This is a genomic window from Limosilactobacillus caccae (assembly GCF_900156885.1).
In the GTDB taxonomy this organism is placed as follows: domain Bacteria; phylum Bacillota; class Bacilli; order Lactobacillales; family Lactobacillaceae; genus Limosilactobacillus; species Limosilactobacillus caccae.
The window spans coordinates 243,998-264,439 of the sequence record NZ_FTOY01000010.1 but is presented as its reverse complement, the minus strand read 5'-3'; the positions used below and the strand labels follow the sequence as shown (position 1 = coordinate 264,439).

General features: G+C 41.6%; 27 protein-coding genes. 24 read left to right on the top strand and 3 right to left on the bottom strand.

Going from position 1 to position 20,442, the window contains the following annotated elements; genetic code table 11:
• The first annotated feature begins 9 nt into the window (after positions 1 to 9).
• From CZ502_RS04510 to CZ502_RS04495, 4 genes are read left to right on the top strand one after another with little or no spacing between them, the layout of a single operon-like run.
• Positions 10 to 549 carry an NAD(P)H-binding protein gene (locus CZ502_RS04510; protein WP_076459938.1) on the top strand — a complete coding sequence of 180 codons (540 nt, stop codon included), beginning with the start codon at positions 10 to 12 and terminating at the stop codon, positions 547 to 549.
• Positions 550 to 551: 2 nt separating this feature from the next.
• On the top strand, positions 552 to 1,091 hold the full coding sequence (locus CZ502_RS04505; protein ID WP_076459935.1) for a DUF1836 domain-containing protein: 540 nt from the start codon (positions 552 to 554) through the stop codon (positions 1,089 to 1,091).
• 60 nt (positions 1,092 to 1,151) lie between these two features.
• A complete protein-coding gene (locus CZ502_RS04500; RefSeq protein WP_076459933.1) occupies positions 1,152 to 1,604 on the top strand; it encodes a MarR family winged helix-turn-helix transcriptional regulator in 453 nt (150 codons plus the stop codon).
• Positions 1,605 to 1,622: 18 nt separating this feature from the next.
• Positions 1,623 to 2,348: a B3/B4 domain-containing protein gene (locus tag CZ502_RS04495; protein WP_076459930.1), complete on the top strand. Its 726-nt coding sequence runs from the start codon at positions 1,623 to 1,625 to the stop codon at positions 2,346 to 2,348.
• A 36-nt stretch (positions 2,349 to 2,384) separates the two neighbouring features.
• Here the strand turns inward: CZ502_RS04495 and CZ502_RS04490 are convergent, their stop codons facing one another.
• Together CZ502_RS04490 and CZ502_RS04485 are read right to left on the bottom strand one after the other, a co-directional pair.
• Entirely contained in the window at positions 2,385 to 3,494 is a 1,110-nt protein-coding gene (locus CZ502_RS04490; protein WP_076459928.1) for an AI-2E family transporter, read from the bottom strand.
• A 4-nt stretch (positions 3,495 to 3,498) separates the two neighbouring features.
• Positions 3,499 to 4,332 (bottom strand): TIM barrel protein, encoded by an 834-nt coding sequence (locus CZ502_RS04485; RefSeq protein WP_076459925.1) that lies wholly within the window; start codon positions 4,330 to 4,332, stop codon positions 3,499 to 3,501.
• Positions 4,333 to 4,429: 97 nt separating this feature from the next.
• Between CZ502_RS04485 and CZ502_RS04480 the strand changes: the two genes are divergently transcribed.
• From CZ502_RS04480 to CZ502_RS04455, 6 genes are all read left to right on the top strand, one after another.
• Positions 4,430 to 5,335, top strand: a complete 906-nt coding sequence (locus CZ502_RS04480) for a hypothetical protein (RefSeq protein ID WP_076459922.1) — start codon at positions 4,430 to 4,432, stop codon at positions 5,333 to 5,335.
• 210 nt (positions 5,336 to 5,545) lie between these two features.
• Positions 5,546 to 6,253 carry an MIP/aquaporin family protein gene (locus tag CZ502_RS04475; protein ID WP_076459919.1) on the top strand — a complete coding sequence of 236 codons (708 nt, stop codon included), beginning with the start codon at positions 5,546 to 5,548 and terminating at the stop codon, positions 6,251 to 6,253.
• 80 nt (positions 6,254 to 6,333) lie between these two features.
• Entirely contained in the window at positions 6,334 to 7,164 is an 831-nt protein-coding gene (gene eutJ, locus CZ502_RS04470) for an ethanolamine utilization protein EutJ (protein ID WP_076459917.1), read from the top strand.
• 12 nt (positions 7,165 to 7,176) lie between these two features.
• A complete protein-coding gene (locus CZ502_RS04465; protein WP_076459915.1) occupies positions 7,177 to 7,833 on the top strand; it encodes a nitroreductase in 657 nt (218 codons plus the stop codon).
• A 75-nt stretch (positions 7,834 to 7,908) separates the two neighbouring features.
• Positions 7,909 to 8,442, top strand: a complete 534-nt coding sequence (locus tag CZ502_RS04460) for a helix-turn-helix domain-containing protein (protein ID WP_076459537.1) — start codon at positions 7,909 to 7,911, stop codon at positions 8,440 to 8,442.
• Entirely contained in the window at positions 8,442 to 9,338 is an 897-nt protein-coding gene (locus CZ502_RS04455; RefSeq protein WP_076459536.1) for an IS3 family transposase, read from the top strand. Before CZ502_RS04460 ends, CZ502_RS04455 begins: the two co-directional genes overlap by 1 nt.
• Before the next feature lie 52 nt (positions 9,339 to 9,390).
• Here the strand turns inward: CZ502_RS04455 and CZ502_RS04450 are convergent, their stop codons facing one another.
• Entirely contained in the window at positions 9,391 to 10,476 is a 1,086-nt protein-coding gene (locus CZ502_RS04450; RefSeq protein ID WP_076459913.1) for a helix-turn-helix domain-containing protein, read from the bottom strand.
• A gap of 244 nt (positions 10,477 to 10,720) precedes the next feature.
• Here CZ502_RS04450 and CZ502_RS04445 point away from each other — a divergent pair, with 244 nt between their 5' ends.
• The 14 genes from CZ502_RS04445 (at position 10,721) to CZ502_RS04380 (ending at position 20,442) form a co-directional block, all read left to right on the top strand.
• On the top strand, positions 10,721 to 10,999 hold the full coding sequence (locus CZ502_RS04445; protein WP_076459911.1) for a BMC domain-containing protein: 279 nt from the start codon (positions 10,721 to 10,723) through the stop codon (positions 10,997 to 10,999).
• Between the two features lie 102 nt (positions 11,000 to 11,101).
• Positions 11,102 to 11,818 (top strand): propanediol utilization microcompartment protein PduB, encoded by a 717-nt coding sequence (pduB, locus tag CZ502_RS04440; protein ID WP_076459909.1) that lies wholly within the window; start codon positions 11,102 to 11,104, stop codon positions 11,816 to 11,818.
• Positions 11,819 to 11,840: 22 nt separating this feature from the next.
• Entirely contained in the window at positions 11,841 to 13,517 is a 1,677-nt protein-coding gene (locus tag CZ502_RS04435) for a propanediol/glycerol family dehydratase large subunit (protein ID WP_076459907.1), read from the top strand.
• 17 nt (positions 13,518 to 13,534) lie between these two features.
• Positions 13,535 to 14,239: a propanediol/glycerol family dehydratase medium subunit gene (locus CZ502_RS04430; RefSeq protein WP_076459905.1), complete on the top strand. Its 705-nt coding sequence runs from the start codon at positions 13,535 to 13,537 to the stop codon at positions 14,237 to 14,239.
• A gap of 12 nt (positions 14,240 to 14,251) precedes the next feature.
• Positions 14,252 to 14,764, top strand: coding sequence for a diol dehydratase small subunit (locus CZ502_RS04425; RefSeq protein ID WP_076459904.1), 513 nt, complete (start codon positions 14,252 to 14,254; stop codon positions 14,762 to 14,764).
• Positions 14,765 to 14,792: 28 nt separating this feature from the next.
• On the top strand, positions 14,793 to 16,637 hold the full coding sequence (locus CZ502_RS04420) for a diol dehydratase reactivase subunit alpha (RefSeq protein WP_076459902.1): 1,845 nt from the start codon (positions 14,793 to 14,795) through the stop codon (positions 16,635 to 16,637).
• Positions 16,630 to 16,986, top strand: coding sequence for a glycerol dehydratase reactivase beta/small subunit family protein (locus CZ502_RS04415; RefSeq protein WP_076459901.1), 357 nt, complete (start codon positions 16,630 to 16,632; stop codon positions 16,984 to 16,986). The genes CZ502_RS04420 and CZ502_RS04415 overlap by 8 nt, the downstream gene beginning before the upstream one ends.
• A gap of 7 nt (positions 16,987 to 16,993) precedes the next feature.
• Positions 16,994 to 17,578, top strand: coding sequence for a BMC domain-containing protein (locus tag CZ502_RS04410; protein WP_076459899.1), 585 nt, complete (start codon positions 16,994 to 16,996; stop codon positions 17,576 to 17,578).
• A gap of 9 nt (positions 17,579 to 17,587) precedes the next feature.
• Positions 17,588 to 17,878, top strand: coding sequence for a BMC domain-containing protein (locus CZ502_RS04405; RefSeq protein ID WP_303645092.1), 291 nt, complete (start codon positions 17,588 to 17,590; stop codon positions 17,876 to 17,878).
• A 37-nt stretch (positions 17,879 to 17,915) separates the two neighbouring features.
• Complete coding sequence (locus CZ502_RS04400) at positions 17,916 to 18,563, top strand: phosphate propanoyltransferase (protein WP_076459895.1); 648 nt, start codon at positions 17,916 to 17,918, stop codon at positions 18,561 to 18,563.
• A gap of 31 nt (positions 18,564 to 18,594) precedes the next feature.
• Positions 18,595 to 19,098 carry a PduM family microcompartment protein gene (pduM, locus tag CZ502_RS04395; RefSeq protein ID WP_076459893.1) on the top strand — a complete coding sequence of 168 codons (504 nt, stop codon included), beginning with the start codon at positions 18,595 to 18,597 and terminating at the stop codon, positions 19,096 to 19,098.
• Positions 19,080 to 19,358 (top strand): EutN/CcmL family microcompartment protein, encoded by a 279-nt coding sequence (locus CZ502_RS04390; RefSeq protein WP_497023377.1) that lies wholly within the window; start codon positions 19,080 to 19,082, stop codon positions 19,356 to 19,358. The genes pduM and CZ502_RS04390 overlap by 19 nt, the downstream gene beginning before the upstream one ends.
• A 20-nt stretch (positions 19,359 to 19,378) precedes the next feature.
• Positions 19,379 to 19,966 (top strand): cob(I)yrinic acid a,c-diamide adenosyltransferase, encoded by a 588-nt coding sequence (locus CZ502_RS04385; RefSeq protein ID WP_076459889.1) that lies wholly within the window; start codon positions 19,379 to 19,381, stop codon positions 19,964 to 19,966.
• A 2-nt stretch (positions 19,967 to 19,968) separates the two neighbouring features.
• Positions 19,969 to 20,442 carry a GlcG/HbpS family heme-binding protein gene (locus CZ502_RS04380; RefSeq protein ID WP_076459887.1) on the top strand — a complete coding sequence of 158 codons (474 nt, stop codon included), beginning with the start codon at positions 19,969 to 19,971 and terminating at the stop codon, positions 20,440 to 20,442.

Genomic DNA, 20,442 nt, shown 5'->3' with positions numbered 1-20,442 from the left:
GGAACGGCCATGGGACGGATAGTACTGGTGAGCCAGCGGCATGATCAACTGGTATCGCTAATTATGAAAAGGGTTCCTGACGCGGTGGCAGCAACCAATTTTGATCTTGAACTGCAAGCGGGGGATGTTTTATGCTGGCTTCCGCGCGAAAATGAATTTGTTGATGATGAAGTACAGGAGCTAGCGACGTTAATTGATCGGTCGCTTTTTCCGCCGGCTAAAATTGTCATGCTATCACTAGCTGGCACGGCTGATGATGCGAGCGAACAGCAATTAAGGCAGTGGTACGGTAAGCAAGCGATGCAATTTGTGTTTGCCTACCAATATGCAATTAAAATGATTGATGAGTTCGAACTACCATATACTATTATTCGGTCAATCCCGCTCAGCGATAAGGAAATTCCAACGCAAATCGTCACTGAGGGGGAGCCGCTTACTGGTGAAAAAGTAGGGATAAATCAGGTCGCACAAGTAATTGAACGAGCAGTTACTACTGATGAATTTAAAAACCAGTCGATAGGAATTGCCCCGTTAGAAAGTGAGAAATAGCAATGAATGAACTAAAAGAATATCAGCGGTGGCAGGATAACCTCTCACGCGTTCGTTTCCCGCGGTGGAAAGAATTACCAACCCTGGGCCTCTATGTTGACCAAGTAGTTGCAATCGTGAATGAACAACTCAGCCATTTAGGGATTGAGCCCCTAACGAAGTCGATGGTTAATAATTATGTAAAGAAAAAAGTAATCCAGGCACCAATTAAGAAGAAGTATGCTGTTAACCAACTGGTTGACTTGCTGTTGATTGGTTTGTTGAAGGCTAATTTCTCACTGGATGATATTCGGGCGGGGATTGCGCAGGTAACAATTAACTCGTATCCCCAAGCGGCTTATGATCGCTTTGTCGTAATCTTAAATTCGCTCCTAGCAGGGGATAAGATCCCGGAAGACAAGTCCTTTAACCCGCAGAGCGAACGGTTGATTACCCTTGCGCTTCAGTCTGTTTTGGCTAGTATGCAGGCTGCGCAATTGCTTGCTGTTATGAAGAAGATTGAACAACCGGCCCAACCAGCGAAGGCTAATTTTAAAGATTAATCTCGGTTTATTGCATTTGCAACAAAAATAGATATAATATTTACGAGGAGATTTTTATCAATGATTGATATTCTACGTGAAATAGGGATGATTGACCGAGCGCTAGATTCGATTGCGAACGTTGAGTTTAAGCAGCTAGATTTAGCACGGCGTCAGTATCTTTACGTTGTTCGGATAGCCGAACATCCAGGAATCATTTCTGAGCAGTTATCAAACTTGATAAAAGTTGACCGCACCACGATTGCTCGTGCCGTTAAAAAATTAGAAAATAATGGTTTTATCGAGCGCCGGAGTGACCCGACAAATAAGAAAATTAAGCGGCTCTACCCCACGCAAAAGGGGAAGGATGCCTATGACTTTATTATTCGGGAGAATCGATATTCAAATAATGAAGCATTGAAGGGCTTTTCTAAAGAGGAGGCCCAACAAGTGCATGATTACCTAGTTCGTATCCGTGAAAATATTGACGGGGACTGGGAGCTAGTTAAACGTGGTGGTAAGCGGCAATATTAAAGCGAGGAGATTCTTTTTATGAAGCAAGTAACAGTTGATTCCCAATTCTGGGAACTATTTCCTGATGCTCAAATCAATGTCTTGTATGCAAATGGAATTGATAACCATGACAATGACAGCAATCTCGAAGAACGGCGGCAACTCTTAGCAACCGCAACGAAAGAAGCAGAAAAGTTTTTAACTAATGAGACCTTCCGTTTAAATACGGTTGTTGATGAGTGGCGAAAGACGTTTCAACAGTTCAAGAAGAAAAAGGGTGCGCGCTCATCAATTGAAGCACTGCTTAAGCGGGCTAATCAGGGGCGTGAGTTTACCCCGATTGAACCCCTTGTTGACGTCTATAACAGCATTTCATTGAGTTATGGTGTACCAGTAGGGATTGAAGACCGGAACAAGATTGCTGGCGATATGCACTTAGGAATTGCTAACGGTGGTGAATCCTTCCAACCAGTTGGTGCTGAAGGTGATGACCCCGCCCTTGAAGGGGAAGTTATCTATTATGATGACGAAGGGGCTGTTTGCCGCTGCCTAAACTGGCGTGATGCACAACGGACGATGCTGACTGAAGATTCACAAGACATCGTTGCGGTAATTGAGGCAACTAATCCAGCGCAAATCAACCGGGCAAATGAAGCGATGGCGGAATTAAGCAAGTTGATCAACCATTACTTTGGGGTTGCGACGAGTCAAGTATTCCACTTAACTAAGGATCAACCAACGGCTGAAATTCCGGTAAATATGTAATAAAAAAGACTGGCCAAAACGACCAGTCTTTTTTATTTACTTGTGTGCGCGGTTCTTTCTGCGTTTGATGTCGAGACCAAGGAGCCGGTAAATGGCAGCAAAGAGGGGAACGGTAAACATCATTCCTAAAATTCCCGATACTCCACCACCGACGATTACAGCAACGAAGACCCATACACTTGGTAATTCAATCGCCTTTCCAACAACAAGCGGGTAAGTAATCCGGTTATCGAGTTGCTGCAGCAAGATAATGAAGATTAAGAAGATTCCCGCTTTAATCGGAGAAACCGCAAAGACAAGGACAACGCCGACGCTAGCACCAAGAATGGCACCAACAACAGGGATCAGGGCACCAAAAGCGGTAACGACCCCAAGCATTGAGGCGTAAGGAATTCGCAGGATTGACATCCCAATAAAGCATGAGATCCCTAAAATGGCGGCATCTTTACATTGGCCGACAATGTAGTGACTATAGCAGTCATCAAAGACCTTGATAACCCGGACAACTTTCTCCTCAATTTGGGGACAATACGTGTTTAGGAGCCGGTTAAACTGGCGAGCTAACATTTCCTTGTAGATTAATAAATAAATGGAGAAGAACAGGGCAATTGCTGTTGTTGTGGCAACAGAGAAAACAGAAGAAGCGGTGGACATAACCGTCTTAAATGTGCCACCAATTCCCGTGCTGAGATAGCTGCCGATTTTACTCCATTGAATTTTGTGAACATCAAAGTCGCTAAATACCCCTTGCAGGTTATTGCTGTGCTCAAAATAATCGACAAATTTATTAATTACATGGCTATGGTTGGCAATTAATAACTTTATGCAGGCCACCAGTTCTGGGATGACCAGGGAAAAAACGATGGCGACGATTAAAATGATTGTTAAGTAGGCGAACACAATACCGACAGGACGCTTAAATCGTTGCGCCTTAACTTGCTTAAATAGCCGCAAATATAGTCGCTCATATTTACGAAGCAGTAGGTTGACAATGTAGGCAACAACACAGCCAATTAAGAGGGGGATAGTTGCTGAAAAGATGGTGTGGATGAATTTACCGACTACTGGCCAGTAGTCAATTGCAAGGTATAGTAAGAAAAGTGCAAGGATGAATGATATGTGGCGGCGTTCAATGTATTTTTTCAATGGACTACTCCTCAATAAGGTTGTTATAAACAGCGGTCAAATAACGGTGACTCGCTAGTTGTTCAGTACAATTGAGTTGATCTGTTAAATTGATTTCATAAATGCTGGTGGCGTCTTGGTTTAGGAGTGGCAAGACTTGTTGCCAGTTGATTTTTCCGGTACCAAGGGGCAGGCTGTCGTGGGTTTTGCCATAAGAGTCGACAAGGTGATAGTGAACAACATTGTCCTTTAAGCGGTTAAGTGAATGCTGCAACCCCAGATTGTCGCCGTGGAGGTAGATGAAGCAGTGGGAAACATCAAAGGCTAGTCGATAGTGGTGGGCTAAGATTTCAGCTTCTTGCTGCGGGTCACCGTACGCAAAGACCGGGGCAATTGAATTTTCAAACATAATATGGTCGCCACCAGCGCTGGCAAAACGGTCAAGCCGGTGGTAGACGGCTTGACGGGCGTCTTCAACGTGTGGGTATAGGTCGACCATCTGCTTTACTTCCGGTCCAGAATAGCCACCGTGGACAAGGACTTGAACATCTAGGTCACTAGCCAGCCGCAATAATTGCTCCGTAGAAATCTCAATAAAGCGATATAGCGCTGGATAGTATTTTTCTGGGGCCACGACTTCAGCGTGGTAGTTGCCAAACTTCATTGGATGGTGGAGAACGATATGGTGAACACCAGCTGCTTGAACATACTGGATGGCGTCGTAAAGGCGCTGATAACCATCGTTAGTAAAATCAGACTTAGCCGTAAAAAACTCAAAAACAGTTGGGTGGTATTGCAAGCGATCGTCGATTTGCCGGCGGTCACTACTAGCTTTTAACCCAAGTTGTGGCTGATACATATTAAAGGGTGCCTCCTCAGCGAAATGTTTCATTACTTATCTTAACAGATTTTACCAGCTGTGCTGTGGTAAGATACCATACGAGGAGGCGTTTCACATGGAACAATGGTTGCCACGACGACCATTAATTTTAGCACCACTTATCCCGCTGATCTGGACCGTTAGCTGGTTAGGAACCATGACCATCCGCCATGCCTTTGGCTTTGCTTATCCTAATCCGAATCAGCTGCAGGACTCAGTGTTAATTGTTTCGGCGGTAGTGCTAATCGCCAACATATATAACTTAATATTAATTTATCAACAAACAGAAAAATACCGCAATGCGCCAAGGTATTCACAAAATGCGTTATTATTAGCAATTATTCTAATTATTTCAATTGTCTTAGCGTGGGGACAGCCGAAGAAAATTCTTATTCCTAATCGGCTTACTAGCGGTGTGGTTACTTATATTATTTTGAACTGTGGGCTAGCGCTACTAGCCAATTATTTTGTCCGGATGTCAAGACCGACAACACGGCAAAAGCGGGCATCATTACTGTTGCCAGTGGCCCAGTTAGCAATCACTGCGTTCATTAGTCCGCTAGTGTTTATAACTAGCGCGGAATGGGGGAGCGGCTTGCTTGGTGGGATCTTACTCGTCGCCTTTGGCTTTGCACAGTGGAATAATATGGCAGGTTTATTTAACCCGGCGCCAGCAACAAAAAGTGGGATTTATCAAATCTTGTTGGGAATAAATCTGACAACAGTCCTTACCACGATTTTTTGTGGATTCGATACGTTTGTGATGACAGTGCTAAAGGGCAAAATAGAACTAGTGGCTGCTTGCTTTATCCAAAGCATCATTCTGGCAAGTGTTACCGGGGTAATCATTGCCGCCATGCAGCGATATAAAAACGATTATCGCTACGGACATGCGGTCGGCAATGAAATAAAATATCTAATAACTGGTATTCTATTAACAGTCACTTTTTTGCTGTTAACCAGCTGGCTGCTAGTGCATTAGTTATGTTTGCCAACGCACAAACGCTAGTTAGTAAGCGGTTTATCTTACAAAATAGCAATATTTTTCCCTGAATAAAATTAACAGATTATTGTGGTGGATAGATAAATAATCTTATTACGACAATAAAATACTTAGTGAGTATGTTAACATTAGGACTGAAATAGAAAGCGCATACAATTTGGGAAAATAATAAAAGGTTGGTGTTTTGTTATGCATGGATTTCTTGGTGAATTCTTCGGCACAATGGTTTTGATCTTATTAGGTGCTGGTTGTTGTGCTGGTAATAGTTTAAACAAGACTTATGGTAAGCAAAGTGGCTGGTGGTTTATCTGTATTTCCTGGGGACTAGCAGTTACAATGGGTGTTTATGTTGCTGGCTTCCTCGGGTCACTCGGTCACTTAAACCCAGCGGTTACAATTCCATTTGCAATCTTTGGACTTTTCCCATGGAGCGATGTACTTCCATACCTGCTCGGTCAGTTCTTAGGCGCATTTGTCGGTGCGGTATTAGTAATTATCCAATTCTACCCACACTTTAAAGCTACTAAGACTGAAGAAGAAGGAAACAATGTTGGGATTTTTGCAACCCGTCCGGCAATTAACAGCCCAGTATTCAATTTCCTTTCAGAAGTAATTGCTACCTTTGCATTTATTTACATTCTGCTTAATCTTGGTGACTTCACCCAAGGATTAAAGCCATTTATCGTCGGTCTTGTAATTGCCGTTGTAGGTACTTGTTTAGGGACGACAACTGGTTTCGCCTTAAACCCAGCCCGTGACTGGGCACCACGATTTGCCTACACTATTCTTCCGGTACCAAACAAGGGTAATGCCGAATGGTCATATGCTTGGGTACCAATGGTTGGCCCAATCGTCGGTGGTATCATTGCATGTGCTTTACAAGCTGTTCTTGTATAATATGATGGATTGTATAGGAGGCTGGGAGATTACTCAGCCTCCTATTAGTTTTAAAAATAATTTTTCAAGGAAGTGCTAGTATGGGTAAGATTCTCGAACGGAGTAATAAGGAATTAAAACGCTTTGAAAAAATTGTCAATAGTGATAAGGCGCTAAAAAAGGTTAAGGAGGGCGATAAGTTAAAAGTCGGTGTCGACCTCGGAACATCATCAATTGTGCTGACGGTTCTTGATGAAAATGATGATATTGTTTACGGGGCATTTGAATATGATCATGCTGTCCAAGATGGAATTGTCGTTAACTTCATGGAATCAGTAAACATTTTGCGTCGCTTAAAGGCGAAGGCCGAAAAGGTCATTGGCTGTGAACTGAAGACGGCTTGTGGCGCAATTCCCCCGAAGACTGGCGAAAAAAGTGCAAAAGTAGTTGCTAATGTAATAGAAGAAACTGGGATGATCTGTACCGGTGTTGAAGATGAACCAACGGCAGCGGCTAAGTTTCTCCGCCTCAAGACAGGAACAGTTGTTGATATCGGGGGTGGGACGACTGGAATTAGTATCTTCGAAAATGGTAAGTTAACGCACGTGATTGATGAAGCAACTGGTGGTTTTCATATGACACTGGTTCTTGGCGGTCGTTATCGGATTAAAAATGAAGAAGCAGAAAAACTTAAGCGTAATAAGGACAAGGAAGAGGAAGTTTACGCGGTCGTTAAACCGGTTGTTGAAAAGATGGCAGCAATTGTTCAGAATATGGGGGATGAAGTCGATGACCCCGTAATCGTTGTCGGTGGGGCAACAAACTTCAAAGAGTTTACCAAGACCTTTAGCAAGGTGTTAAAGCGGGAAGTGTATAAACCACTGTATCCCCAGTTTGTAACGCCACTTGGGATTGCAATGTTTGATAATTAAGGATGTGACAATATGGACTTTGAACATGTAGTTGATGGTCGTTATTCTGTCCGGGAGTTTAGTGACCGGCGCATCTCGTTAAGCAAGCTACGCCAAATTGTAAAAGAAGCGCAAAAAGCACCGTCATGGGTTAATTCGCAGCCGTGGAAAGTATATATTGCGACTGGGACATCCCTCTCACAAGTAAAAGCGATGTTTCACCGACAAGATGTTGCGCAGGCGCCAAGCAACCCTGATTTAGCAGTGATGTCCCGTGATGATTGGGGTGGGCAGACACAGGCGAATATGAAAAAGTGGCGTCATGACATCGTGGCTCATTTTAGCAGCTTTGAAGAGGCACACCAGACAATGACAGATGCAATGCTAAAACTAAACAACGCGCCAGCAATTGCGTATATAACAATTCCGAAGTCAACGCCGGCCTGGTCAGTTTTTGACGCTGGTGCTTTTGCACAGACATTAATGCTAGCGGCGCGAAACCAGGGAATAGATTCGATTCCTACTTATAACTCTGTCCGCTTTCCAGATGAGATTAAATCGATTCTTCAAATTCCATTAGATGAGCGGCTTATTATTGGAATTGAGCTCGGATATGCGACAAACTCAACGATTAATAAGTATCGTGCAGATCGAGTACCACTCGATCAAGTATTAAAAATTGAAGATTAAAAAAAAGCCTTGGAATTTTGAAGTGCCCTACAATTGTTAGACAAAAGTCTAATGATTGTGGAGGCACTTTTTTGTATGACCAAATATAAAGCGGAACTGAAAGCCCAAATCGTCCATGAATACCTTTCAACCTCTCAAAGTACTTATGATTTAAGTAAAAAATATAAAATTAGTGAACGACGTATCGCTGAATGGGTACAAAGATACCAGCTGAGCGGTGTCGACGCACTTAAAAAACGTCAACACAAACGAACATTCACCACTGATTTTAAATTAAATGTGATAGACTACTACCAAACTCATGAGGAATCAATGGCTGAAGTAGCGTCTCGATTTGATATTTTAGTAGCTCAAATCTCTACTTGGCGCTCACAATTTGCGCGAGACGGCATTACAGCCTTGAAGCCTCACCCGAAAGGTAGGCCGTCTAAAGTGAAACATACTAAGAAGCAGGTTCGTCAACTCGCCAATAAAAGTGAGTTAGAACGATTGAAGGAAGAATTAGCGAAGAAAAATCAAGAACTTTACGATACCAAGTTGGAGCGGGATATCTTAAAAAAATCGCTGTCCCTGTTCGGACCCTCAAAGCCAGAAAGAAAACCCAAATAGTGGATCAGATCAGGGACGATCAATCGCAACGCCCAAAGAAACAACGTTATAAGGTTGGCGATATTCTCAAAGCTATCGAACTGCCCAAGGCAACCTATCATGATGAACGTAACCGAATCGCTAATCATCATGATAAATATACTGAAGTAAAGAAAGTGATTCTTCAAATCGCGCAGCGATTTCAGTTTCGCGGGCGTTGGATCGCGGGCTATCGTCGTATTCAAATGGAACTAGATAAATTAGGAATACACTTGTCTGGTGATACGATTCGCAAGTTAATGCACGAATTAAACATTCAAGTAAGTTTATATAATCGCCATCGTAATGGTAAATATTCATCTTATCAGGGTACGATTGGTAAAATTGCGGATAATAAATTGAAACAAAAATTCAATGAGAAACGACCTTACCGTGTTATCCATACTGATGTAACACAGGTTCGCTTAGCAGATCGTCAATGGGCTTACATCTCAGTAATGATTGATGAAGCTAGTCAAGAAATTCTGGCCCTTCAGATTAGCAATAGCCCGAATAAGGATCTAATTACACGAACACTAAAAGAATTAATTAACAATTTACCTGATGCCGCTCACCCAATCATTCATTCAGATCAAGGGTGGCACTATCAGTTAGGTTACTATACCCAAAAATTAGCCGAGCATCAGTTTATTCAAAGCATGTCGCGCAAAGGAAACTGCTTAGATAACGCACCAGTTGAAAGTTTCTTTCACTTATTCAAGACTGAATTACTGGCTGGTTTCCCACCATGTAAAGACATCGCGGAATTAACCGAGCTTGCGCAAAAATATGTAGAGTATTTTAACAATGTCAGAATAACCTTAAAAACAAAAGGCATGACTCCAGTTGAATACCGGAATCACACCTTAGTAGCTTAATAATTTAATTTTGTCTAACTTTTGTCTTGCACTTCATTTGTCCAGGGCTTTTTTAAAGGATTTTTTCGGTATAGATCCATTGGACAACGGACTTATCAAAGACGTTAATTTCGCTTGCCGGGATAATCGGTTGTGAACAATCTACTGTATAAACCCAGCCAGCTTGATTTTCAATATCGCTTAAGCCGTTAATGGAATAGATATAAGGGTAACCATTTAAGTCGCGAGCCTTAAATGAAATATCGTTTTTATTAAAGAAGTCTTTTGAGATTTCGTAAACAGATTTATTTGACCGCCAATCCAGGTTGCGGGGAATCGTGTAGATTTTTTTAATTGCCGAGTTATATTTCCGGTATTTTGATGGTGTCATTCCCACTTTCTGCTTAAAAATTTTGGTGAAGTAGCTTGTTTGTGAAAAGCCGACTTGGTGGGCCAGCTTATTAATTGGCGTATTAGAAAAAACAAGTTTTTCTTGCGCTAAGGCAATTTTTTGCAAGTTGATATAGTTGATGAAGTTATCATTGAAATAATTTTTAAAAATCCGACTTAAATACGAAGGAGAAAGGTAAATTTTTTGCGATACATTTTCCAGTGTCAATGACTTTTCAAGGTTGGAATTGATGTATTTAAGTGCCATCATAATATTTTTTTCAATATCATTAGGCGATGATTCATTCTTTCCCGTACCGTTAATAACAAAATCAGGAACAGCATTAGCCATCGCATTTTCCGCTGAAATACCGAGGATACCACTAAACACTTTCGTCAAAGAGGTGATTTTTGTCGTCTCTAATTGATTTAAGATTTGAATGTCATTGGTGCGATCGTCGATAGCCTCACCAATAGAAACTTTGATGTATTTTCCGCATAATTTCGCTTCATCAGGGTCTAATTGCGCAGTATCAAGAATGAAAAATCCGTTGAGGGAGTCATTAATGATTACCGGAAACGCCACATAACTTTTCAATTCGAGCTTCCGCAAATAATCAATTGTCACGCTGGAATCGAATAATAAGGTGTTTGAGTCAACAACTGCGCCTGTTGTACTGATGAAGACAATATTTGTATTAGTGATCTTTGTGAATAATTTCGTAACCTTTTGAATATCGTTAAGAAATTTTGATGAATACTCGTACATTAGTAACCCCACTTACATAATGAAAAAATTGAAATCCACCTAATATACTAGCATATCTTTCTACAAAAAAACGCTTTCTTGGCAATTTTATTATAGATAATTGTTATTTTTTGCCATTTTACCTATCCCGGTAATTTTTAAGATAATATATCGCCAACATCTTGTAATAGAATGAACATGTACCAAATTGTAAGCGATTTCTGATGATCGCTGTTTAGCTTTTGATATTTAGGAGGCATTTTTTATGGGACAAGAAGCACTTGGTTTAATTGAAACCGAAGGACTTGTAGCTTCAATCGAAGCTGCCGATGCAATGGTTAAGGCTGCTAATGTTAAGCTGGTTGGCCAAGAAAAGATTGGTCACGGATTAGTAACTGTTATGGTTCGTGGTGATGTTGGTGCTGTTAAGGCATCAGTTGACGCAGGTGTACAAGCTGCTGAAAATATTGGGGAAGTTGTATCCAACTACGTAATTCCACGTCCCCAATCTGAAGTTGAAAAGCTCTTACCAAACAAGGATTAGTTTTTAGCGTTAAAGCCCTTATACAGACGGCAAGGTACAAATAATCTGTAATAAGAGCTTTATTATTAGGAGCTTTTTTCAATAGGCAGGAGGAAATAAAAAATGAATGACTTTCTGAACTCTACTAGTACAGTTCCAGAATTTGTCGGTGCTAGTGAAATTGGTGACACCATTGGGATGGTAATTCCAAGTGTTGATCAACTATTATTAGATAAATTACACGTTACAAAACAATACAAGACATTGGGGATCCTTAGTGCCCGTACTGGTGCTGGTCCACAAATTATGGCAATGGACGAAGGTATCAAGGCTACTAACATGGAATGTATCGATGTTGAATGGCCACGTGATACTAAGGGTGGCGGAGGCCACGGATCTTTGATCATTATCGGTGGTGAAGATCCTGCTGATGCTCGTCAAGCTATCCGGGTTGCCTTAGACAACCTTAAGCGGACATTCGGTGACGTTTACAATGCTAAAGCCGGTCACCTTGAACTTCAATTTACAGCGCGTGCTGCCGGTGCTGCTCACATTGGTTTGGGAGCAGTTGAAGGTAAGGCATTTGGACTAATTTGCGGTTGCCCTTCAGGAATTGGTGTCGTAATGGGAGATAAGGCATTAAAGACTGCTGGTGTAGAACCACTTGGCTTTACTTCACCAAGTCATGGCACAAGCTTCTCCAACGAAGGTTGCTTGACCATCACCGGTGATTCTGGTGCTGTTCGTCAAGCTGTTATGGCTGGCCGTGAAGTAGGTTTGAAGTTATTGTCACAGTTCGGTGAAGAACCAGTTAATGATTTCCCATCGTACATTAAGTAGATCTGAAGGGAGGAACTACTTTATGAAGCGTCAAAAGCGTTTTGAAGAACTAGAAAAGCGTCCAATTCACCAGGATACGTTTGTTAAGGAATGGCCTGAAGAAGGTTTCGTTGCAATGATGGGTCCTAATGATCCTAAGCCAAGTATCAAAGTTGAAAACGGTAAGATTGTCGAAATGGATGGCAAGAAGCTTGAAGACTTTGATTTAATTGACCTATATATTGCTAAGTACGGGATTGATGTTGATAACGTTGAAAATGTTATGAACATGGATTCGACAAAGATCGCACGGATGTTAGTTGACCCTAACGTTTCACGTGATGAGATTATTAAGATTACTTCAGCATTAACTCCTGCGAAGGCTGAAGAAATTATTAGTAAGCTTGACTTTGGTGAAATGATCATGGCGATCAAGAAGATGCGTCCACGTCGTAAGCCAGATAACCAGTGTCACGTTACTAACACTGTTGATAACCCAGTTCAAATTGCTGCCGATGCTGCTGATGCTGCATTGCGTGGCTTCCCAGAGCAAGAAACTACTACTGCGGTTGCCCGTTACGCACCATTTAACGCTATGTCCATTTTGATTGGTGCACAAACTGGTCGCCCAGGGGTATTAACGCAATGTTCTGTTGAAGAAGCTACTGAATTGCAATTAGGGATGCGTGGTTTCACTGCATACGCTGAAACTATTTCAGTTTATGGTACTGACCGGGTATTTACTGATGGTGATGACACTCCTTGGTCTAAAGGATTCTTGGCATCATGTTATGCATCACGTGGTTTGAAGATGCGGTTTACTTCAGGTGCCGGTTCAGAAGTTCTGATGGGTTACCCAGAAGGTAAGTCAATGTTATACCTTGAAGCTCGTTGTATCTTACTTACTAAGGCTTCAGGTGTACAAGGCTTGCAAAACGGTGCCGTAAGTTGTATCGAAATCCCAGGTGCCGTTCCTAACGGTATCCGTGAAGTCCTCGGTGAAAACTTATTATGTATGATGTGTGACATTGAATGTGCTTCTGGTTGTGACCAAGCATACTCACACTCAGATATGCGTCGGACTGAACGGTTTATCGGACAATTTATTGCCGGTACTGACTACATCAACTCTGGTTACTCATCAACACCTAACTACGATAACACCTTTGCTGGTTCAAACACTGATGCCATGGACTACGATGACATGTACGTTATGGAACGTGACTTAGGTCAATTCTATGGTATTCACCCAGTTGAAGAAGACGTAATTATTAAGGCTCGTAACAAGGCTGCTAGAGCTCTTCAAGCTGTATTTGAAGATCTTGGCTTGCCTAAGATTACTGATGAAGAAGTTGAAGCTGCAACATACGCTAACACTCACGATGACATGCCAAAGCGTGACATGGTTGCAGATATGAAGGCTGCCCAAGACATGATGGATCGTGGTATTACTGCTATTGATATCATCAAGGCATTGTACAACCACGGATTCAAGGATGTTGCTCAAGCTGTCTTGAACCTGCAAAAGCAAAAGGTTGTTGGGGATTACCTTCAAACTTCATCAATCTTCGATAAGGATTGGAACATCACTTCTGCCGTTAACGACGGAAATGACTACCAAGGCCCAGGTACTGGATACCGTCTTTACGAAGACAAGGAAGAATGGGATCGGATTAAAGACCTTCCATTCGCACTTGATCCAGAACACTTGGAACTGTAGAAGGGAGGTAATCTGTTATGGCTGATATTGATGAAAAATTATTGCGTCAAATCGTTCAAGAAGTCTTAAACGAAACAAACCAAATCGATACAAAGATTAATTTTGGTAAAGATACTACTACAACAACTACTACTGAAGAGGTACAACAACCAAACAGTAAAGCTGTTCCTGAGAAGAAGCTTGACTGGTTCCAACCAGTTGGCCCAGCAAAGCCGGGTTACTCAAAGGACGAAGTTGTTATTGCTGTAGCCCCTGCATTTGCCACTGTCCTTGACAAGACCGAAACAGGGCTTCCACATAAGGAAGTTCTCCGTCAGGTAATTGCCGGAATTGAAGAAGAAGGGCTTAAAGCACGGGTAGTTAAGGTATACCGGTCATCAGACGTTGCCTTCTGTGCAGTTCAAGGTGATCACTTATCTGGTTCAGGGATTGCAATTGGTATCCAATCTAAGGGTACGACTGTTATCCACCAAAAGGACCAAGACCCTCTTGGAAACCTTGAATTGTTCCCACAAGCTCCAGTTCTTACTCCAGAAACTTTCCGGGCAATTGGTAAGAATGCTGCTATGTATGCTAAGGGTGAATCTCCAGAGCCAGTTCCAGCTAAGAACGACCAACTTGCTCGTATTCACTACCAAGCTATTTCAGCAATCATGCACATTCGTGAAACTCACCAAGTTGTTGTTGGTAAGCCTGAAGAAGAAATTAAGGTTACGTTTTAAGGAGGCATAACGATGAGTGAAGTTGATGATTTAGTAGCAAAGATCATGGCGCAAATGGGGAATAACTCATCATCTGCCAGCTCTACTAGTGCTGCAACAAGTACTGGTAAGGAAATGACAGCTGATGATTATCCTCTTTACCAAAAGCACCGTGACTTAGTAAAAACACCAAAAGGTACAAGCCTTGATGATATTACATTGGATAAGGTTGCTAACGACCAAGTTGATCCAAAAGAATTGCGGATTACACCAGAAGCCTTAAAGCTTCAAGGGGAAATTGCAGCCAATGCCGGTCGTCCAGCTATCCAAAAGAACCTTCAACGGGCCGCTGAATTAACTCGCGTACCTGATGAACGGGTTCTTGAAATGTACGATGCTTTGCGTCCGTTCCGTTCAACTAAGCAAGAATTATTAGACATTGCTAAGGAACTTCGTGATAAGTACAATGCCAATGTTTGTGCTGCTTGGTTTGAAGATGCCGCTGACTACTACGAAAGTCGGAAGAAGCTAAAGGGCGATAACTAATATCTCAATGAAGTAGGGAGTTTTATATATGTCAACTGAAAAAGTAATTGGTGTTGATATCGGGAATTCATCCACAGAAGTTGCATTAGCAAATGTAACGGACAGTGGTGAGGTTCACTTTATTAACTCCGGTATTGCCCCTACTACAGGTGTCAAGGGTACTAAGCAAAATCTAGTTGGTATCAGAGATTCAATTAACCAAGTCCTTAACAAGTCAAACTTAACCATTAATGATATTGATCTGATTCGGATCAATGAAGCAACGCCAGTTATTGGTGACGTTGCAATGGAGACAATCACTGAAACGGTTGTTACTGAATCGACGATGATTGGGCACAACCCTGATACTCCAGGTGGTTTAGGGACGGGCGCCGGGATTACTGTCCGGCTCTTGGACCTGTTAAAGCAGACTGATAAGAGTAAGAACTATATTGTTGTTATTTCTAAGGATATTGACTTTGAAGATGTTGCCAAATTAATAAATGCTTATGTTGCCTCTGGTTATAAGATTACCGCTGCAATCATGCAAAATGATGATGGTGTCTTGGTCAACAACCGGTTAAACAAGAAGATTCCGATTGTTGATGAAGTTGCCATGATTGACAAAGTTCCTCTTAACATGCTTGCTGCTGTTGAAGTTGCCGGACCGGGACAAGTTATTTCTCAACTATCTAATCCTTATGGTATTGCTACCTTGTTTGGATTAGATTCTGAAGAAACGAAGAATATTGTTCCAGTGTCACGGGCACTTATCGGTAACCGTTCAGCAGTTGTTATTAAGACACCTGCTGGGGATGTTAAGGCACGTGTTATTCCAGCAGGTAAGATCATTATTAATGGTGACACTGGCAAAGAAGAGGTCGGTGTTTCAGAAGGTGCCGATGCGATTATGGACAAAGTTTCCGGTTTCCGGCACATTAATGATATTACCGGTGAGTCAGGCACTAACGTTGGTGGAATGTTGGAAAATGTTCGGCAGACCATGGCGAACCTTACAGGAAAACAAAATAGTGAAATTGCAATTCAAGACTTACTTGCGATTGATACTCAGGTTCCTGTTGAAGTTCGTGGTGGACTTGCGGGAGAATTCTCAAACGAATCGGCTGTTGGTATCGCCGCAATGGTTAAGTCAGACCACCTTCAAATGGAAGTGATTGCTCAGCTCATTGAACAAGAATTCCATACGAAAGTTGAAATTGGTGGTGCTGAAGTTGAATCAGCTATCCGGGGAGCATTAACAACTCCGGGGACCGACAAGCCAATTGCAATCCTTGACTTAGGTGCTGGATCAACCGATGCATCAATTATTAACAAGGAAGATAAGACGGTTGCAATTCACCTTGCTGGTGCTGGTGATATGGTAACGATGATTATCAATTCTGAGTTAGGCTTGCACGATGTTCACTTAGCTGAGGATATCAAGCGGTATCCGTTAGCAAAGGTCGAGAACCTGTTCCAGATTCGGCATGAAGATGGTTCAGTTCAGTTCTTTGAAGAGCCGTTGCCATCAGCATTATTTGCTCGAGTAGTTGTAATCAAGCCAGATGGTTATGAGCCAGTTACTGGTAACCCAAGCATTGAAAAGATTAAGCTTGTCCGTCAAAGTGCTAAGAGACGGGTATTCGTAACTAATGCACTGCGGGCCCTTAGATATGTTAGTCCAACAGGAAATATTCGTGATATTCCGTTTGTCGTTATTGTTGGTGGTTCTGCCCTCGACTTTGAAATCCCACAACTAGTTACAGATGAATTAGCTCACTTTAACTTAGTTGCTGGTCGTGGTAATGTTCGGGGCGTTGAAGGACCACGGAATGCGGTTGCAACTGGGTTGATCCTTAGATACGGTGAAGAAAGAAGGAAACACTATGAATAATGATTCAGAGCGCCCTTCAATCATTGTTGGGGTTATGAACGGGACAAATGTTCCAGACTCAACAAAACCGTTATTTAATGGGATTGAAGAAGAACAAATACCGGTGGCAATTAGAGAAATTGATGTTGACAATGTTGTAAGCAGAGCTTATCAATCAGCGCTTGCTTCGCGGTTGTCAGTAGGAATTGCTATTGATGGTGATCGTTTCATTGTTCATTATAAAAACCTAAAAGAAGACCAGCCGTTATTTGATATAACAATTGATGACAAAAAAGAAATGCGGATCTTGGGAGCAAATGCAGCGCGCTTAGTAAAGGGGATTCCCTTTAAGGAAATGGTAAACAGGTGATTTAATTATGGAGTCTTTAGGCTATGTAGAATGTAATGGATTATCTGGTGCTATTGTTGCTGCTGATCGAATGTTAAAGACTGCGGATGTAAAGCTTAGTAGTATTCAAAATACGAAAGGTAATGGTTGGGTTACATTACAAGTTACTGGTGAACTTTCGGCAATTTCCGTTGCTGTTCAATCAGTAAAGGAAGCTTTACCAAATGTTTATGTAACTTCAACCGTAATTGGCCGCCCTGCTGAAGGAATAAATACTTTAGGAAAAACAGATTTATTAAAGCAAGCTCCAAAAAAGGAAGAAAGTAAGGTAGAACCTGAACCAACAGAAACTATCGAACCGACACCTGTAAAGGACAGCATTGATGAAGAAGTAAATAGTCAATCTGATGATTCAATTGCAGAACAGCCTTCAGAAAATGAGCAAGAGACATCAGCTGATGATACTAACGAAGTAGTTGATTCTGAAGAAAAGCAGGATCCGGAATCTAATGAAAAGGTCACGTGCAACATGTGTGGCGATCCAAAGTGCCCACGAAAATTAGGCGAACCACATAAAAAGTGCATCCATTACAATGAATTAAAGAAAAAGTAGGAGGAATTTATTATGAACAACGCTTTAGGAATGATTGAAACCAAAGGATTAGTTGCATCTATTGAAGCTGCCGACCAAATGGTAAAGGCTGCTAACGTAACACTTACTGGTCAAGAAAAGATCGGTAGTGGGTTGGTAACTGTTATGATCCGTGGTGATGTTGGTGCTGTTAAGGCCGCTGTTGATGCTGGTGTCCAAGCAGCTGAAGGTGTCGGCGAAGTCGTATCATCTTACGTAATTCCACGTCCTCACGAAGAAGTTGAAAAGATTTTACCAACTTCAAACGCTGACGCAGAATAATTAATATTAAAATCTATTAGTAAAAGGAAGATTGTTTATGGATGAAGAACATTTAAGAACACTTATCCGGACAATTATTAAGGAAACCTTGAACCCTAACTTGGTTCCAATTGGTGTTTCAAACCACCATGTTCACTTATCTGAAGAAGATTTCCAAAAGTTATTCCCAGGACAAAAGATCGAAATGTTGAAGAAATTACGTCAACATGCCGACTTTGCTGCAAAGCAAACTGTTGATTTGATCGGTCCAAAGGGAACAATCAAAAATGTCCGGTTAATGGGACCATATCGTCCACATTCACAAGTAGAAATTGCCCGTTCTGAAAACTTTGTATTGGGGATTGATGCACCAATCAGAATGTCTGGTGACATTGAAGGTACCCCAACGATCAAGGTTCGTTCACCATACGCTGAAATTGAAATTCAAGGTGTAATTGTTGCTAAGCGGCACATTCACATGAGTCTTGAAGACGCTCAACGTTTCGGTGGTGTAAAGCTTGGTGATCCAATGCAAGTTGAAGTTGATGGCGACGGCGGTCGGAAGACAATCTTTGACGATGTTGTTGCTCGACCACGTGAAGACTTTGTCCTTGAAATGCATATTGATACTGACGAAGCCAATGCCGCTAACATTGGACTAGGTAACAATTCTTACGGGAAAGTTATTATTAAGAAAAAGAACTAGCCGTATAAAGAATTATTAAGGGGGTGGATAAATGGATGACCTATTAAAACAGGTTATGCAACGGTTGAAAGAGCGTGAACAAACAAGTACTGAAGTATCTTTTAACCAAAAAGTTGCCCCACCTAGTGAACAAGTTTTCTTAAAAAACGGGAAAGTTATTCTGCGAAACATTTCAATCAACTTGATAAAAGATTTGTATTCGATGGAGAAGGATAATGCCTGGGTTAACTGGGTATTAGAAGGAATTGGCTATGATGTTAAGTTTTATTTCCTAGTTAATGAACAGATGGTTAATTTCATTCCACGGATGATGATCTTAGACTGGCCGATCTTGTTTGTTGTCAACAACGAATCGCCGGTGATTGCCAGTCATAATCGAGTTATTACAAGAGGCGAAATAGCTGCTCACCCAGATAAATCAATTCTTGTTAGATATCAAAAGCAACTTATTACGGATGAGGCAGTTGATATCTGTAACTATAAAAAAATTCAAATAAAGATTAGGACTGAAGAAAATTGTATATGGCGAGAGTAGTAGGTAGTGTTGTTGCAACACAAAAAGACCCATCTTTAGTTGGTAAGAAATTAATGATTGTTCAACAAATTAATTCCGATCAACAACCAGTGCGGTTTGAACAGGTTGCTGCCGACACAGTGAATGCTGGGATTGGCGACAATGTGTTAATCGTACGAGGAGCTGGTGCCCGGCGCGCTGATAAGAGTCGTGATGAGGGTCAAGATCGTGATGTTAATGATTGTACAATTGTTGGAATAATCGACCGTTTTGATAAGTAGCGTGCATTGGAGGAATTAAGATGGCTATTTACACAAAAGGTGGTGACAAGGGGAAAACAAGCTTATTTGATGGCACAAGGGTTCCAAAGGACTCACTGAGAGTTGAGACTTATGGTACTTTCGATGAATTAAATGCCCACATTAGTTTGGCTGATAAATTCTGTGAAAGTAAAGAAAATAAAAAGCTCTTGCAGCAAGTTGAGTATAAGATGTTTTTCCTCCAAGGTGAGATAGCAACAGAGAAACGGCAAAAGTTTATCGATAACAGCAAAATTATTACCGATGCGGATACCCGTCAATTAGAAAAAGTAATTGACGAATATACTGCCAAATTGCCTCCTGTTAATAGCTTTATCTTACCGGGCTCAAGTACTGCCGGTGCACAACTTCATATCTGTCGGACTGTATGCCGTCGGGCAGAGCGTCTTTTCGTTCGGCTTTCAGAAAGCGTTGAACTTCGTCCAGAACTGGAACGATATATTAACCGTTTATCCGATTTCTTATATATCGTTGCGCGGGATGAAGACTATGAAGATTTATTAAATAATGTAACTGATAACGTTATTAAGGTTTACAAGCGTTACCAGGCGGAAAAGGATGTGCGTTAGAAATGAACGAGGAACAAATTAGTAAGATTGTTGAAAGCGTAATCAACAATAATCAAGCTAAGAACTTATTTGATCGTCACAAGATGGAACGGGTAATTGATGCTGCCGTTGCTCGTGCTAACGAGCTTGGGGTTGGCGTAACCATTGCCATCATGAAGGCTGATCAAGTATTACAAATGAGTTACCACATGCCAAACGCTAACTTGGTAAGCTGCACACTTGCTCCTAAAAAGGCATGGTCAGCTCTAGCAATGAAGGAACCTACTAAGGACATTAGTAAGGACATTCAACCAGGTGCTAGTTTATACCAAATGGAAACAATGCTTAACGGTCGCTTAGCATCATTTGCTGGTGGTATTCCATTGAAGATCAATGGCGAAATTATCGGTGCAATTGGTGTTAGTGGTGGATTGGTTGAAGAAGATCAATCAATCTGTGAAGCCGCTGTTGCGGAATTCTTGAAGGAGAGTAAGTAA